Origin of the sequence: Vibrio sp. R78045 (assembly GCF_042466085.1) — a bacterium.
In the GTDB taxonomy this organism is placed as follows: Bacteria; Pseudomonadota; Gammaproteobacteria; order Enterobacterales; family Vibrionaceae; genus Vibrio; species Vibrio cyclitrophicus.
The window spans coordinates 1,157,551-1,173,687 of sequence record NZ_JAXHBS010000008.1 but is presented as its reverse complement, the minus strand read 5'-3'; the positions used below and the strand labels follow the sequence as shown (position 1 = coordinate 1,173,687).

12 protein-coding genes are annotated in these 16,137 nt (G+C 44.7%); 8 read left to right on the top strand and 4 right to left on the bottom strand.

The genetic code is table 11. From position 1 onward, the window contains the following. Positions 1-151: 151 nt before the first annotated feature. Positions 152-1,135: a DUF3187 family protein gene (locus SJY39_RS07735; protein WP_029189262.1), complete on the top strand. Its 984-nt coding sequence runs from the start codon at positions 152-154 to the stop codon at positions 1,133-1,135. 112 nt (positions 1,136-1,247) lie between these two features. Here SJY39_RS07735 and SJY39_RS07730 read toward each other — a convergent pair whose 3' ends face one another. Beyond that, complete coding sequence (locus tag SJY39_RS07730) at positions 1,248-1,991, bottom strand: sporulation protein (protein ID WP_016792953.1); 744 nt, start codon at positions 1,989-1,991, stop codon at positions 1,248-1,250. A gap of 181 nt (positions 1,992-2,172) precedes the next feature. Between SJY39_RS07730 and hutC the strand changes: the two genes are divergently transcribed. From hutC to SJY39_RS07700, 6 genes are all read left to right on the top strand, one after another. After that, positions 2,173-2,886 (top strand): histidine utilization repressor, encoded by a 714-nt coding sequence (gene hutC, locus SJY39_RS07725; RefSeq protein ID WP_010438267.1) that lies wholly within the window; start codon positions 2,173-2,175, stop codon positions 2,884-2,886. 113 nt (positions 2,887-2,999) lie between these two features. Next, positions 3,000-4,250, top strand: a complete 1,251-nt coding sequence (hutI, locus tag SJY39_RS07720; protein WP_010438264.1) for an imidazolonepropionase — start codon at positions 3,000-3,002, stop codon at positions 4,248-4,250. Then, positions 4,237-5,301 (top strand): formimidoylglutamase, encoded by a 1,065-nt coding sequence (gene hutG / locus SJY39_RS07715; protein ID WP_010438261.1) that lies wholly within the window; start codon positions 4,237-4,239, stop codon positions 5,299-5,301. Before hutI ends, hutG begins: the two co-directional genes overlap by 14 nt. A 67-nt stretch (positions 5,302-5,368) precedes the next feature. Continuing rightward, the gene (hutU, locus tag SJY39_RS07710) at positions 5,369-7,063 is read left to right on the top strand and encodes a urocanate hydratase (protein WP_010438259.1); all 1,695 of its coding nucleotides are present in this window, start codon (positions 5,369-5,371) and stop codon (positions 7,061-7,063) included. A gap of 14 nt (positions 7,064-7,077) precedes the next feature. After that, entirely contained in the window at positions 7,078-8,610 is a 1,533-nt protein-coding gene (gene hutH, locus SJY39_RS07705) for a histidine ammonia-lyase (protein WP_010438256.1), read from the top strand. Positions 8,611-8,837: 227 nt separating this feature from the next. Further along, positions 8,838-9,563, top strand: a complete 726-nt coding sequence (locus SJY39_RS07700; RefSeq protein WP_010438254.1) for a DUF3581 domain-containing protein — start codon at positions 8,838-8,840, stop codon at positions 9,561-9,563. 145 nt (positions 9,564-9,708) lie between these two features. Here SJY39_RS07700 and SJY39_RS07695 read toward each other — a convergent pair whose 3' ends face one another. The 3 genes from SJY39_RS07695 to SJY39_RS07685 form a co-directional block, all read right to left on the bottom strand. Next, complete coding sequence (locus SJY39_RS07695) at positions 9,709-11,337, bottom strand: trypsin-like serine protease (protein ID WP_016788524.1); 1,629 nt, start codon at positions 11,335-11,337, stop codon at positions 9,709-9,711. Between the two features lie 152 nt (positions 11,338-11,489). Further along, the gene (locus tag SJY39_RS07690) at positions 11,490-11,951 is read right to left on the bottom strand and encodes an isoprenylcysteine carboxylmethyltransferase family protein (protein ID WP_016768273.1); all 462 of its coding nucleotides are present in this window, start codon (positions 11,949-11,951) and stop codon (positions 11,490-11,492) included. Positions 11,952-12,018: 67 nt separating this feature from the next. Then, positions 12,019-15,054: an FAD-binding and (Fe-S)-binding domain-containing protein gene (locus SJY39_RS07685; RefSeq protein ID WP_010438247.1), complete on the bottom strand. Its 3,036-nt coding sequence runs from the start codon at positions 15,052-15,054 to the stop codon at positions 12,019-12,021. Positions 15,055-15,276: 222 nt separating this feature from the next. Here SJY39_RS07685 and SJY39_RS07680 point away from each other — a divergent pair, with 222 nt between their 5' ends. Continuing rightward, positions 15,277-15,960: a DUF3334 family protein gene (locus SJY39_RS07680; RefSeq protein WP_010438244.1), complete on the top strand. Its 684-nt coding sequence runs from the start codon at positions 15,277-15,279 to the stop codon at positions 15,958-15,960. Positions 15,961-16,137 lie beyond the last annotated feature (177 nt).

Here is a 16,137-nt window from a genome sequence, read left to right as displayed (position 1 = left end):
CCCCTCTCCTTCAAGCCACCTTTAAAATCGAGCTGCCCTAATTTGTTGTTTCGTCTTATTTATTGCACCTTATGTATTCCGACTTAGACCCCACGAATTCGGTATTTAGAACTAAGCTATATAGAAGCAATGGAATGCGGATGAAATGCATATGGGAACACAGACTACTTTTATATCGTTCATACCAACTTTATCGTTAATAGTAGCCGCAGTTATGTATGCTCCCGCGACATCGGCCAACAAAAATTACGGCCCCTTAATCAGCTATACTCAAGCACCATTACAATCAATGCGTCATACCCCAACACTTCGCTCAGGCTTCCCACTCGAAGAGAATAAAATTGAAGTATTTGGCGCCTTAACCGCGGCCAGTGTATGGGCCAATTCCCACGACTATCATTTAGACTATTACCAGAACCAACTTCAAACAGGATTGAAATGGCAACTAACGACTGCATGGCAAGTCGAGCTCAATTACCGTTGGCTATATGCTGCCAATAATCATCTCGATAAAATCACCATCAACTATCACGATCTATTTAGCATCGACCAAGCTGGCCGAGATCGTAAGGACAGACACCAATTTGATGTTTACGCGCCAGATCACGGCATCAATATTAGCGACTTCTCTGGCGACACTCTGACAAGTGCTTTCACGCTCTACACTCAATATCAGATCATAAATATAGAAAACCACGGCTTGTCTTTTGGCGTATCTCTGTATCACAACAATGTCAGCCACGGCGCCTTCGAAGGAAGCAGCAACGAGCAAAGCGCTCAATTCAACTATGCATACCAGCTAGGCATCAATACCTTCTATACAAGCTTGGGGGTGGCGAATCAGTCCAGTCGAGAGGTGGAAAATAGCTTTTCACATAAGAAAACGACATGGTCATGGATGGGAGGCTATCAGCTTACGTTATTTGAAAACCATGAATTACACCTAGAGTATCGATGGTATGAAGGTGCAGAAGATGGCGACACAGAGTTTTCAGAAGCCGCGAATGAAATGATGCTTGGCTATCGTTATCTCATGCAACGTTCAGCTATCGAGATATCCATTATCGAGAACATCTTCAACATGGACAACTCAACCGATGTTGCCTTCCAATTGGCCTATCGTCATCAGTGGTAAACACGTTTCAGGTCGACAGAGTAAAATCAAAAAAGCCGAACGTTTGGGTTCGGCTTAGGGAGTCTATGTTGTCTCTATTAATAGAAAAAAGCGACTACTAACAGAAAGGGAACTACGCACTCATGATTCTTGATACAGCGTTGCGGATATCTGAGTCAGCCGCGTTTGCTGGTAAGCTGAATGAAATGTATTGGTCGCCACGGAAGCTCATTGAGCGGTCGATTTCTGCTAGGCAGTGAACCATTGAACCTTCAACGATGAATGACAGCTCGATCTCTTTTTTGTTCATGAAACCGCCACTGCGAAATTCAATCTCTTGATAACAGCCCGAACGAGAAGCAAAGCTGTTGCCTTTTAAGAAACCCTTCTCTACGTCTGCTTTCACCATGGCCATGCCCGATGCCTCAACACCTTGGATGATTTTAGCAACTGTTGGCAGTGGGTATACGGAGATAAAGTCACGGTCTTTAGGGTCAATCGCGAAGCCAATATCTAGGTTAGTTTCTACCCACACATGGCATTGGTTCATTTGTGCGTTCAAGGCGGTGACTGGCGTTTCGTCATTTAACTTAAGACGGAATGGAACCAGTTTGGTTTCGCCCGGTTGGATAACGAAAGGTTCTACGGCTTGAATACGACCCAATGAAAAGGTTTCGTAGCTGGTGCTGTCTTCTGTTTCTACTTTAACTTCTGTGTTGAGAACCAAGTTGATCAGGTCAATTTGTTGCTCAACGTCGCCGCCAACAATGTGAACATTGCCAGACAACTCTCCACCTTGGAAAACTTCAATATTATCTAAGACGGTATCAACTTTTGCTGCACCGATGCCCAACGAAGCCTTTAATTTCTTAAACATATTATTTCCCTTTCTAATTATCTGATTTACGAATAGTTATTGCGTGACAATTTGCGACACTTACCTCACAGAATCAAGCAATTTGCCCCATCTATGTTGAATAACGTCACATTGCCCGAGGAAATGTTGAAATCGTGAAAAATTCCGTTACTCTATTTGTATAGTCAAATAAGGTTTCATTATGTCGAAAGCGCCGCTCTACCTTCAGATAAAACAGTTCATAGACGACAATATCACCAGTGGTCACTGGCCAGTGGGTTACCAGATAACCACAGAACTCGAACTCACAGAGCAGTTCAATGTGAGTCGAATGACGGTCAATAAAGCCATTCGAGATCTGGTGTCTGAAGGCAAGCTCATTAGGAAACCAAGGCTAGGTACTTTTGTTTGTGAACCAGATGAAAAAGCGCAGTCTCCCCTACTTGATATCAACAACATCGCGCAAGAGATCAAAGATCGAGGCCAAACGTATGCTAGTCAAGTTATCAAGCACAAGAGCATCAAGGCTGATGAAAGCACCGCCACACGGCTAGGTGTGATGATCAATGCCGAAGTATTCTATAGTGAAATCATTCACTTTGCTGACAACACACCGATTCAATTGGAAGCGCGCTGGGTGAACTCTCAAGCCACTCCAAAATATCTAGAGCAAGACTTTTCAACCTCGACACCCAATGAATACCTTTCAAAAAGCTGCCCGTTAAGTGCTATCGAGCACACAGTTGAAGCCATTATTCCAGACTTACAAATCAGAACGTCACTTAAGCTATCTGAATCAGAGCCTTGCCTTCTTTTGAATAGAAGAACATGGAGCAAAGAGCGCCTAATCAGCTTTGCATTGCTCTACCATCCTGGCTCTAAGTACAAATTAAGCTCCAAGATACTTCTAGATTAAAGAACATCATCCTGATCGCCGATCACATTTTTGCAACATCAACTTGATTCGGGTCAGCGTTTAGCCTATTTATTTGTATATACATTTAATATTTAGCAAAGATCTAGGTGATTATGAATTTGATCCTCAAAAACGCACGAGTGGTCTCCATGAGTTCGGGAGCCGATGGTTATCAGCCTTCTTCCCCTCAAGATATCGTTATCGAAGACGGTAAGATCGTGTCCATATCTTGTTCAAACAAAAGCGCACTTGCTTCTGAATTAGAACAAGTAAGTGTTGATGGTTCTTTGGATTACGCCACCTATGACTGCAAAAACAAGCTAGTAACACCTGGGTTAATTGATTGCCATACTCATCTCGTATTTGCGGGTAATCGCGCCAACGAGTTTGAGCAGCGTTTGAATGGTGTGTCTTACACCGACATCGCCAAGCAAGGCGGTGGCATTCTAGCGACAGTCACTGCAACACGCGCAGCGCAAGAATCCGAACTGGTTGAAATGGCCTTGCCGAGACTTGATGGTCTGCTAAGAAGTGGCGTAACCAGCATCGAAGTAAAATCTGGCTATGGTTTAACACTTGAAGATGAGCTCAAAATGCTGCGTGCAGCCAAAGCGTTAGAGAATCATCGCCGTATTAAGATCACGACCACTCTCCTTGCTGCCCATGCTATTCCACCAGAATATAAAGAGAAACCGGACAGCTATATCGATCTGGTTTGCCAAGAGATCATTCCTAAAGCTGCAGAGCAAGGACTCGCCGATGCAGTTGACGTGTTCTGCGAATCTATCGGCTTCAATCTAGAACAAACCGAACGTGTATTTGCAGCAGCCCAAGAACACGGGCTCGCGATTAAAGGCCACACTGAACAACTTTCGAATATGGGTGGCAGTGCGCTTGCAGCAAAATACAGCGCACTCTCTGTTGACCATGTTGAATACCTTGATGAAATCGGAGTCAAAGCACTGGCGAAATCAGGCACAGTTGCCACTTTACTTCCCGGTGCTTTCTATTTCCTTAAAGAGACTCAACAGCCGCCAGTCGCCCTGCTTCGCGAACACAACATTCCAATGGCGATCGCGACCGACTTAAACCCCGGCACTTCTCCCTTTGCTGATTTAACACTGATGATGAACATGAGCTGCACCCTATTTGGCACAACGCCTGAAGAAGCGCTACGCGGTGTAACTTGTAACGCTGCGGCAGCCATTGGCGACTCACAAATCAAAGGCAAAATCGAAGTTGGTTATGCCGCTGATTTGGCTATCTGGAATATCGAGCACCCTGCAGATCTAAGCTATCAAGTCGGTGTTCCTCATCTGCATAAACGTATTGTTAATGGCGAGGTGTGTCATGACTCAATCTAAGTCCAACAGCATTCAAAAGAACGCAGAAACCGTACATAACTTTGTGTGGACGGGACGCAATGACCTTGAAGATGGCGCACTCGGCACACGCGTACATCACATTACTAAACAAGTGCAAAGTAGTGATTTAAGTAACGAGCTTACTGATGGCGCTATCGCTTTGGTCGGCTTTGCCAGCGATGCAGGCGTTGCAAGAAACAAAGGACGCGTAGGCGCGAAACAAGCCCCCAACCTGATTCGCCAAGCGTTGGCCAATATGGCTTGGCACAGTGACGCTCACATCGCAGACCTTGGTGATATCGAGTGCAATGATGGCCAACTTGAAGTCAGTCAAAAACAGTGTGCTTCTGTGATTGCCAATGCTTTAGCAACCAACAAAGTGATTACCCTTGGCGGTGGTCACGAAGTTGCTTGGGCATCGTTCCAAGGCCTCGCTGAACATTTACATAAAGTGGAAAACCTAGATAAAGCAGAACGTCTTGATAAAGATCAGCCAGAACAGAAACCTAAGATCGGCATCGTTAACTTTGATGCTCACTTTGATCTTCGTGAATTTGAAAGCGACATTGCAGATGTTAAACCCAGTTCAGGTACGCCTTTTAATCAAATCAGCGATTACTGCCACAAACATCAATGGCCATTCCAATACGCTTGCCTTGGCGTGAGTGCCGCTAGTAATACCAAAGCGCTGTTTAATAAAGCTGACCAACTGGGCGTTTGGTATGAACACGACCGCAACATGACCCAAGTTAACCAAGTCGCTCAACTCATTAAGTTGCAAAAATTCATCACTGAGTGTGATTACCTCTATCTCACTATTGATCTTGATGTGTTCCCCGCTGCGACTGCACCGGGCGTAAGTGCACCAGCGGCAAGAGGCGTGAGCTATGAAGCACTCGCTCCTTTTCTAGAACAGATTTTCAAACACAGTGAAAAACTCATTATCGCGGACATTGCGGAATACAACCCGGACTACGACATCGATGGCCAAACAGCTCGGTTGGCGGCACGTTTGTGTTGGGATATAGCCAGTGCAATGGCCAGCGACTAATCCAGCTATACCCGATAACTACAACTACAACTACAACGATATAACGTGAAACAGAAGGAATTCCAAAATGACGGAACACCACAACAGTGACCCTCGTCTCGACACGACTCGCGAAATTCGCGCACCTCATGGCACCACTTTGCGCGCTAAATCTTGGTTAACAGAAGCACCACTGCGTATGCTGATGAACAACCTAGACCCTGATGTGGCAGAACACCCACATGCACTGGTTGTGTATGGTGGTATTGGTCGAGCTGCGCGTGATTGGAAATGTTATGACAAGATTGTTGAAGTATTAGAGCGTTTAGAAGACGCCCAAACGTTACTTGTTCAATCAGGTAAACCTGTGGGCGTGTTCCCGACTCATAAAAACGCACCTCGCGTACTGATCGCGAATTCTAACCTTGTTCCACACTGGGCGAACTGGGAGCACTTCAACGAGCTCGATAAAGAAGGCTTGATGATGTACGGCCAAATGACAGCAGGCAGCTGGATCTACATTGGCTCTCAAGGCATCGTTCAAGGTACTTACGAAACATTTGTTGCAATCGCGAAGAAGCACTTCCAAGGTGAAGCTAACGGCAAGTGGGTTCTAACGGGTGGTCTTGGCGGCATGGGTGGTGCTCAACCTCTCGCTGCAACAATGGCTGGCTTCTCAATGATTGCGGTTGAATGCGATGAATCACGAATCGATTACCGCTTGCGTACTGGCTATGTAGACAAAAAAGCCACCAGCATAGATGAAGCGATGACAATGATTAAAGAATCAGACACGCCAATCTCTGTTGGCCTATTAGGCAACGCTGCTGATGTATTCCCAGAGTTAGTTGAACGCAACATCACGCCTGACGTAGTGACTGACCAAACCTCTGCCCACGATCCACTGAACGGCTACTTACCTCAAGGTTGGACAATGGAAAAAGCGGCTCAAGAACGTTTAGCTGATGAAGCGAAAGTAGTGAAAGCCGCTAAGCAATCTATGGCGATTCAAGTACAAGCCATGCTAGATCTTCAATACCGTGGCGCTGCGACTGTAGATTACGGCAACAACATTCGCCAAATGGCACTTGAAGAAGGCGTGGAAAACGCATTTGATTTCCCAGGTTTCGTTCCTGCTTATATTCGTCCTTTATTCTGTGAAGGCATCGGTCCATTCCGTTGGGCTGCTCTTTCTGGCGATCCAGAGGACATCTACAAAACAGATCAAAAAGTAAAAGAACTGATTCCAGACAACCCACATCTACACAATTGGCTAGACATGGCGCGTGAACGCATTCAGTTCCAAGGTTTACCAGCTCGTATCTGTTGGGTGGGCTTGAAAGACCGTGAACGTTTGGGCCAAGCATTCAATGAAATGGTGAAAAATGGTGAACTGAAAGCACCAGTTGTTATTGGTCGTGACCACCTAGATTCAGGTTCTGTTGCAAGCCCTAACCGCGAAACAGAAGGCATGATGGATGGCTCAGATGCCGTTTCAGATTGGCCTCTATTGAACGCTCTGCTGAATACTGCAGGCGGCGCAACATGGGTTTCTCTCCACCATGGTGGCGGCGTTGGCATGGGCTTCTCACAACACTCAGGTATGGTGATTTGTTGTGACGGCAGTGAAGATGCATCACAGCGTATTGCTCGTGTACTTCACAATGACCCAGCAACTGGCGTTATGCGTCATGCTGATGCGGGTTACGATATTGCCAAGCAGTGTGCTAAAGAGCAGAAGCTTGATTTACCTATGCTAAACGAAGAACTTCGTCGCCTTTAATGTCTGGAGAAAACATGTTGAATTTATTACTTAAACCAGGACTTCTAGGCCTACCTGAACTGCGTAAGATTAGCCGCAGCCCTGTAAATTTATCACTCGATCCAGCAGCAATCCCTGATATTGAAGCGAGCATGCACGTTGTCGAACAAGTGATTGCTGAAGATCGCACAGTGTATGGCATCAACACGGGTTTTGGCTTATTAGCGAATACCAAAATTGCCCCTGAAGATTTAGAAGTACTACAGAAAAGTATCGTACTTTCTCACGCTGCCGGCATCGGTAAATTCATGTCTGATGAAACTGTGCGCTTGATGATGGTACTTAAGATTAACAGCTTGTCTCGTGGTTACTCGGGTATCCGACTCAAGGTTATCAATGCTCTTATCGATCTAGTGAACGCGCAGGTTTACCCATGTGTTCCACAGAAAGGTTCAGTAGGAGCTTCTGGAGATCTCGCTCCCCTTGCACACATGAGTACAGTTCTACTAGGTGAAGGCCAAGCACGTCACAACGGAAAAATCATCACAGGCTTAGAAGCAATGCAAATCGCTGGCTTGGAACCTATCACACTAGCGCCTAAAGAAGGTTTAGCGCTGTTAAACGGCACACAAGCATCAACCGCCTTTGCATTAGAAGGTCTGTTCGCAGCTGAAGACTTGTTTGCGTCTGCAACCGTGTGTGGTGCGATGTCTGTAGAAGCAGCGCTAGGTAGTCGTCGTCCGTTTGACCCTCGTATACACCGCGTTCGTGGTCATCGTGGCCAAATGGATGCAGCACTTGCTTACCGTCACATGCTTGATCAAAAGAGTGAGATTGGTGAATCACATACTTGCTGCGAAAAGGTTCAAGACCCTTACTCGCTGCGTTGTCAGCCTCAAGTGATGGGTGCCTGCTTACAGCAGATTCGCAATTCAGCTGAAATTTTAAATGTTGAAGCGAACTCAGTATCCGACAACCCGCTGGTTTTCGCTGACGATGGTGACATCATTTCAGGTGGTAATTTCCACGCCGAACCCGTCGCAATGGCAGCCGATAACCTGGCACTAGCAATCGCTGAGATAGGCAGCTTGTCAGAACGAAGAATGGCACTGCTAATCGATAGCGCGCTAAGCAAACTTCCACCTTTCTTGGTCGATAACGGCGGCGTGAACTCTGGCTTTATGATTGCTCAGGTTACCTCTGCAGCATTGGCAAGTGAGAACAAAACCTTGGCTCATCCGGCGTCAATAGACAGCCTACCTACTTCTGCCAACCAAGAAGACCACGTATCAATGGCCACCTTTGCCGCGCGTAGGCTTAGATACATGGCTGAAAACACCCGTGGAATATTGGCAGTAGAATATTTAGCAGCAGCACAAGGGCTAGACTTCCGAGCGCCTAATCTATCTTCTCCTCGTGTGGAAGAGGCGAAGCAGATTCTGCGTGAGAAAGTGAGTTTCTACGACAAAGACCGATATTTTGCTCCAGATATTGAGCAAGCTAACCTGTTACTCAAATTATCCGTTCATAACCACTTAATGCCAGAAGGTACTTTGTGCAGTTTCTAGTACTTAAAATACTTTAGTCGACACTAATTAAAGTATCATATAAACAAGGGCTATTAATTGGCCCTTGTTGCATTGAGCCAAAGGCCATATCTCCCTTAAAATCGTCACATACCATCCAACGTATTTATCTAATTGACTGATATATAAGCAAAGTTAACTGGATAGACCATTAGAACGAAGTTAGTTAGCTATAATCCCCCCCAGATTTGATGACTAATAGCGATACTATGTTTCTGACACCTTACTTTTCAACTGAAGACAATCAATTTCAATTCACTCGTGAACAAGCTAGCCACTTTGCTAAAAAAGTAGCCGCTGACTTCAACCCAATTCACGATGAAGACAACAAGCGCTTCTGCGTGCCTGGCGATCTTTTGTTTGCAGTGCTTCTACAAAAAGAAGGCATCAGCCAAAAAATGCGTTTTGATTTTTCTGGTATGGTGGGGAACGGTATTGCGCTTAGCGTTGACAACAAGTGTGAGAAAGAAAGCTCACTGGTTGACGAGAAAGGCAAAGAGTACCTACACATGTCTTGTGAAGGTGAAAAGAGCCACGATCAAGCATTCATCGAACACGTAGTAACAAACTACGTTAAGTTCTCTGGTATGAACTTCCCACACATCATGGTTCCTCTTATGGAAGAGCAACAGATGATGATCAACTGCCAACGCCCTCTTGTGATTTACGAGAGCATGGAAGTTGAATTTACTCGCCTAGACCTATCTCACCCAGAAGTTGAATTCTCAGGTGCGACTTTTGATGTTGAAGGCAAGCGTGGCATCGTGACACTGAACTTTGATTTCAAAGAAGACGGCGAAGTTGTCGGTAAAGGCGTGAAACGCATGGTAGCAAGTGGCCTTAAGCCATACGACCAAGCTTCTGTAGACGACCTAGTAAACCGCTTCAACGAGCGTAAAGAGATGTTTCTAGCTCAGTTCGCAGCTGCCGCTTAATCAGCATCCTTATTTACACATCTCGATGTAAATAAGCTCTAGAACAAGATCAATAAAGCCCAGCTTGATATCCTCAAGCTGGGCTTTTTTATGTAGTGCGTAACTTTCGAGTTAGGACATAGTTATCAAGTTATATTTTCACTGGTTATCTTTTAAACCTTAGTTGTGAAAACGATTTACGTGCAATCAAACCACCAAAAAGAACTAATAACCAATGCCACCCCAGTGAACCACCATTGCCACCACCTGAGCTTTTTGCGTTCTGTGTCCCTTCAGACTTAGATATTTTTATCTCATCGGTATAGGCAAAGTTAGTAATCGTAACTCTGTCGTCCCCACCAGAAACGGAGCCATCTTTCACATATTCAATCATAAAACTATTGTTAGTATCTCTAACCAGCGGTAGGTTCAACGAGCCAGAAAACTCACCAGAGGCACTATCACGTTGTTGGCCATTAATATAAACCGCAACAAAGTCATAATCTGCTTCAGACGATGCATTTAGGTCAAACGAAACCGTACCAGAAGGGATACCTTCAACAATAAGCGCTGTAGATGTACCGTGGCTAATCGACGGTGAGGCCAAAAAATCACCTTCGGTAATCCAAGCTTGCGTGTTGTAGACACCACTGTTAGGTACGTTGACATAAGAGTTCACACTATTATTTACAGATCTTACCCCGATAACAGAAGCCGTTGAAGTAACCGTGCCTACCAATAAGTCAGTATCTACATTAATACCAAATTCATGTTCACCAATTGAATTTAGATTGTAGCTAACCATAACTTCACAGCTTTGCCCTGCAGTTAAGGTGCTACATCCATTGTCTGTTATATCAGTATCATTACCAGAAATTGGATAGACACTGTTTACTTGCATGTTTTGATCAGATTTATTTGTGAATTTAAAGGTATGTGAAATAGGAGCCAATAATTTTGCACCTAGCATTTCAATTTGACGGTAACTAAACCCTGTTTTCTGCTCATCAAGCCAATCATCAAAGTGGCTAATATTAGTATAGACACCGTAAGCGTTAGCCTCTGCACATCCTTTACCCCAGCTCACAATACCCAGTTGTTCATACGTTCCATTAGTCGAGACAACAATTGGACCACCACTGTCACCTTGGCAAGAGTCATAACCGCCATCACTGTATCCCGCACAGAATGCATCACTACCAATAAAGGCATACCCACTGTGAGGGACACTAGTACATTGGTACTGGTTAACTAAGGGAACATTGACTTGATACAGTTCACTCTTCGACGAATATCTATCAGATGCGTCCTGATCACCCCAGCCCATGACCGTTAGCATTTGACCATCATTCAGGTTACCGCGAACATAACCATCAACGAGATTAACCACAGACTCAACTGGCTTTTCTACGAGCTCAATAATGGCGATATCATTGCTTGTCGCTGCAGAGTTGTAATATTCATGTACATAAATATTATCAACAGCGTATCTATGTTGTGCAGCTTGAGAGGCAGAAAGATTTGATACACCAATCACCACATCTAGATCTTCACGACCATTACCTTCCACACAGTGAGCGGCAGTTAATACATATCGCTCACCAATGAAACTCGCACCACAAAACTGACCGTCATAAGCGCTCACGTTCCTTGAGACTAACGCAGCCATAAATGGCCAATTTCCCTCTGTCGCTTCTTTACCGTTTATAATTCGAGCTGAAACATCTGCCAACACCGACGTTGAAGACAGACTCACTGCATAGATACCTAACGACAACCATTTAGCCTGAACCATTTTTATTACCTAGCCTTTTATATATTTTAATAATGACGCGCAGGCTATTTTATAAAAACACAATATGAAACATTAGTTATATTATTTTGTGATGAAGCTCAACTAAATGATAACAGTTCCTATTTATTTACTTAATTGTATTAAAATTTACATCAGATCCAGCGTCTAACCTTTTGTTTATAATCAACATATTCAGCTCCGAATAATTGCTCTAGAGCGCGCTCTTCTGGCTTAATCTGGAACTGATTCATATAAACTACGAATACAAAACTGAATAAAACACTGAACAGGTTTTGGAAGAAATAGCCAAAGCAAAACAGTAGTATGAATAACCCTAGATACATAGGGTTGCGTGTGTAGCCAAAAATGCCACTGTCCACAACTGAAGAAGCGGTTTCAATTTTAATCGGGTTAACGGTGGTTTTCTGTTTTCGAAACTCCCATATACCTGCCAACCCAACTACGCCACTCAAAGCAATTCCGAGCCCTAAAACGATGAACTTGTAAGGTAATAACACCATTCCTGCACTCAGCTGATGAGCACTAAAATAAGATGCGATGAATACCAATATAAACAGAGCAACGGGTGGGAGTTTTAACTCTAGAAATCTCATAGCTTTCCTTATTAACAATTCCATTGTTAGTTTAGAAAAAAGCCCAGCAATTGCTGGGCTAAATAGTTTAAAGAATTTTGGCAAGCGCCTGTAATGGGTGGGCAAGCTTCTCACCCTCAAAACGCTTCACTTGGCTGCGGCAGGAATAACCTGTCACCAAGCAACGATCTTTTGGTAAGTCCTGCATTTGAGGCTTCCAGCTTAAACCGTATATGTCTTTCGACATTTGTAGCTTATCCACTTCGTGGCCAAAAGTACCCGCCATACCACAACAGCCGACAGGAACACTGGTTAACGCAGCACCAAAGTGCTTGAAAATAGTGCCCCACTCTTTTTCTGCGTTCGGCATTTTGGTTTTCTCAGTACAGTGAGCAAACAAGTACCAAACTTCTTCACTTGCAGAGCGCGCTTCAAAATCACCTAACGATGGCAGTAACCATTCATGAACTGTCAGTACATCAAAATCACCACGTTTATCAGCTAAGATCTCGACATATTCATCACGGTAGCAAAGCACTAGTGCAGGGTCGACACCCACTAAAGGAATGCCGATATCAGCCACCATCGACAAGAAATCAGAGGTCGATTTAGCTTCACGAGCAAAACGGCTTAAGAAGCCTTTGATATGCAGTGCTTTACCATTCGGCTTGAATGGCAGTAACACAGGGGTTTTACCAAGCTTTTGAGCCAGAGTAACGAAGTCTTCAACAACTTCTGCATCATAGAAGCTAGTAAACGGGTCTTGAACGATCAACACGTGCTGTTTCTTCTGCTCAGAAGAGAGCCCTTCTAGATATTGAAGATCGAACAGTTGCAGCTCTTTGCTCGCTAGGCGATTTTTAAGTGTAGGCACCGACATCAGTGGTGCATCAACATAACCAACCGTTTTCGCTGTTGCGGTTTGTATCCACTTTTGACCCAAGGCAGCATTAACAACCTTTGGCGCTTTCGCCATTAGCGGCAGCATGGTTTCAATGTTAGCGACTAAGTAGTCTTTTGCAGGGCGTTGGTAGCGTGAGTAATAAATGTTTAAGAATCGAGAACGGAAGCTCGGAACATCAACTTTAATCGGACACTGGCTCGCACACGCTTTACATGCGAGACAACCATTCATCGCTTCGTGAACTTCATGAGAAAAATCATATTCATGGCGTTTGTTCATTGTATTGCGAACACGTTCCACCATGGTTTTGACCGGAGTATTGTCCTTCAGCGCTTCTTGCTCTAAATCGAGAATATCGACGCCTTGTTCCGTTAGCTGACGCAACCACTCTCTTACTAAACCTGCACGGCCTTTTGGTGAATGACGACGGTCAGCCGTGACTTTCATCGAAGGGCACATTGGCGAGCTAGTATCGTAGTTGAAGCACAAGCCGTTACCATTACATTCCATGGCTTGTTTGAAGCTGTCACGAACTTGTACGTCGATCTGGCGGTCGTAGAAGCCACGCTTGGTATCGGTGACTTTCACCAATTCAGCGTCGCTTTCTAATGGCGTACAGATCTTGCCTGGGTTCATCTTGTTGTGCGGGTCAAACGCTGCTTTAACACGTCTTAACTCAGTAAACAGCTCTTCACCAAAAAAGTCTGGCCCATATTCAGAACGGAAACCTTTACCGTGTTCACCCCACATCAAGCCGCCGTATTTCGCCACCAGCTTAACCACTTCATCAGAGACTTCGTGCATCAGTGCTTCTTGCATCGGGTCACACAGATCAAGTGCCGGACGAACGTGTAATACGCCCGCATCAACGTGACCAAACATGCCGTAGTTCAGCTCTTTTGAATCGAGCAGCACTCTAAATTCAGAGATGAAGTCCGCCAAGTTTTCCGGTGGAACACAGGTATCTTCAGCAAAAGCGACCGGTTTAGCTCGGCCTTTCGCCGCACCTAATAGACCCACCGCTTTTTTACGCATGTTGTAGATTCGACCTATGCTCGCTAAGTCGCTGCACACTTGGAAGCCAATCACACCCGCTTCTTCGGTTTCTACCATACTTTCAAGCTGTGCAGTTAGCGCTTGAACTTGTTGTTCAACTTCCGCTTCATCTTGACCTGCAAACTCAACCATGTTGATGCCAAGCATCTCTTTATCTGGAACATCCATCAGCAGGTCGCTCACGGTGTGCCAAACGATATCTTGCTTCGCTAGGTTCAATACTCTTGAATCTACCGTTTCTACAGACAACGCTTTCGCTTCTACCATGAACGGAGCATTACGCAGCGCTGAATCAAACGTATTGTATTTCACGTTAACCAATGTCCGCGCTTTTGGAATCTTCGTTAGGTTTAATTTTGCTTCCGTAATGAATGCTAATGAGCCCTCTGCGCCACACAGTACACGTGTAAGATCAAAGCTATCATCTTGTTCGCTAATCGCGTTCTTCAGGTCGTAACCCGTAAGGAAGCGGTTTAACGGAGGGAATTTATTGAGGATCTGAGCACGCTTATCTCGACACACGGCTTCAGTAACGGCAAGTGCATGATGGGCAAACTCACCTTCAGTAGGTAAGCCATGTGATAAATCAGATTCAAGACATGAGCCATCCGCAAACACCGCTTGCAATGACAATACATGATCTGACGTTTTTCCGTACTTCAACGACCCTTGGCCAGACGCATCGGTGTTGATCATGCCACCTAAAGTTGCTCGATTACTGGTAGAAAGGTCTGGCGAGAAAAAGTAACCATAGGGGCGTACAGCATCATTTAATTGATCTTTAACGATACCAGACTGAACTCTGACCCAGCCTTCTTTTTCGTTTATCTCAAGAACTTGATTCATGTAACGCGATAGGTCAACCACGACACCTTTTGTTAAAGATTGTCCGTTGGTTCCGGTACCACCGCCACGAGGGGAAAAGGTCACACGCTCGTAAGTGGATTTAGCACCCACTTTACCGATCAACACAACATCGTTTGTTGTCTTGGGAAGGATGACCGCTTGCGGCAACTGTTGATAAACACTGTTATCAGTCGCCACAGCCAAACGGCTAGAATATTGAGATTCAATGTCGCCAGTAAAGCCCGCTGTTTTTAGTTCATCTAAAAAGCGTACGACAACTGGATCGACATCAGCATTGAGTTGAAGTCTTGGTAACATTTGCTTCCTGCCCCTACTTCGCTGATCCTATCAGCATTGGGTTATCTGAGATTTTTAATAATTTTCTTTGAATTTCGTCACTTTACTACTATTAAGATCATATAAAAAGGTGATCAAATCAGAATCTCAGTGCAAGAATGGAGAAATAGTCACTTTCGTCTTAATTCAGTCACAATATACTGAATAACATTTTGTTTAAGACATCTCCATGAGCACATCACAATGAAAAAAAACAAAACAGTCACAACTGAAGATATTCTTCTTAAGCTATGCCAATCAGTCTCAAGCGTACTCACTTCAGCGACGGCTTCTCAGGTGTCCTATTCAGCTATGGTTCAAAAGATCAACAAGACAAGTCTGAAGCCAGACTTTGGTTGTTTCGTCTTATTTGACGGTGGCTTTTCTGGTCTTGTTGTCATCAATTTTACGTCGAAAGCCGCGTTAGAGATCTATACCAACTACATGCGTAATATGGGCATGCCTGAAGACGAACTGGCGGTACTGCATACTTCAGACGAAGTGGGTGATGTATTGGGCGAGCTGATGAACCAACTTGTCGGTGATTTCACCAACAAAATCCGTAAGGAACTGCAAACTAACATCACGCAGAACCAACCGAAAATGCTGGCACTGAATAAACAAGTAAACCTTTCTGTTGATACCAACCTCGATCGTCCACAAGCCCGTCGTGTGACCTTCTCGACTGCAAACAACAACATCTTCTATCTTGAGCTTGCAATGGATAAGACGGAATTCATCCAATTAGAAGAATTTGAAATCACTGAAGACGAGTGCCCAGATAGCATTCTTGAGGCGACTCAGAAGAAAATGCAAGAAACCAACAAGCCAGCACAAAACTCAGGCAACGATTCTGCAGCGGATCTACTCGATGAACTTGGTATCTAGTTTGCGAAAGTACTAGTTAATCCAGAAAATCGGGTCACTATCGCCATCAATACACTTGATGGCGTTTTTGTATTCTTCAAAAGCCGCCTTTACCCTCCTTAATAGCGGATGGCCACACACCGACAAATGACTTTTGACTTTGCTGTTAACCGCCAAAACATGTAAAATGTCGGACTT

Excerpts from the sequence above, each read along its gene's own strand:
- hutH (WP_010438256.1), top strand. The coding sequence starts at position 7,078 with ATGTTGAATTTATTACTTAAACCAGGACTTCTAGGCCTACCTGAACTG.
- SJY39_RS07680 (WP_010438244.1), top strand. The coding sequence starts at position 15,277 with ATGAAAAAAAACAAAACAGTCACAACTGAAGATATTCTTCTTAAGCTA.
- hutC (WP_010438267.1), top strand. The coding sequence starts at position 2,173 with ATGTCGAAAGCGCCGCTCTACCTTCAGATAAAACAGTTCATAGACGAC.
- SJY39_RS07730 (WP_016792953.1), bottom strand. The coding sequence starts at position 1,991 with ATGTTTAAGAAATTAAAGGCTTCGTTGGGCATCGGTGCAGCAAAAGTT.
- hutG (WP_010438261.1), top strand. The coding sequence starts at position 4,237 with ATGACTCAATCTAAGTCCAACAGCATTCAAAAGAACGCAGAAACCGTA.
- SJY39_RS07685 (WP_010438247.1), bottom strand. The coding sequence starts at position 15,054 with ATGTTACCAAGACTTCAACTCAATGCTGATGTCGATCCAGTTGTCGTA.
- SJY39_RS07690 (WP_016768273.1), bottom strand. The coding sequence starts at position 11,951 with ATGAGATTTCTAGAGTTAAAACTCCCACCCGTTGCTCTGTTTATATTG.
- hutU (WP_010438259.1), top strand. The coding sequence starts at position 5,369 with ATGACGGAACACCACAACAGTGACCCTCGTCTCGACACGACTCGCGAA.
- SJY39_RS07695 (WP_016788524.1), bottom strand. The coding sequence starts at position 11,337 with ATGGTTCAGGCTAAATGGTTGTCGTTAGGTATCTATGCAGTGAGTCTG.
- SJY39_RS07735 (WP_029189262.1), top strand. The coding sequence starts at position 152 with ATGGGAACACAGACTACTTTTATATCGTTCATACCAACTTTATCGTTA.
- hutI (WP_010438264.1), top strand. The coding sequence starts at position 3,000 with ATGAATTTGATCCTCAAAAACGCACGAGTGGTCTCCATGAGTTCGGGA.
- SJY39_RS07700 (WP_010438254.1), top strand. The coding sequence starts at position 8,838 with ATGTTTCTGACACCTTACTTTTCAACTGAAGACAATCAATTTCAATTC.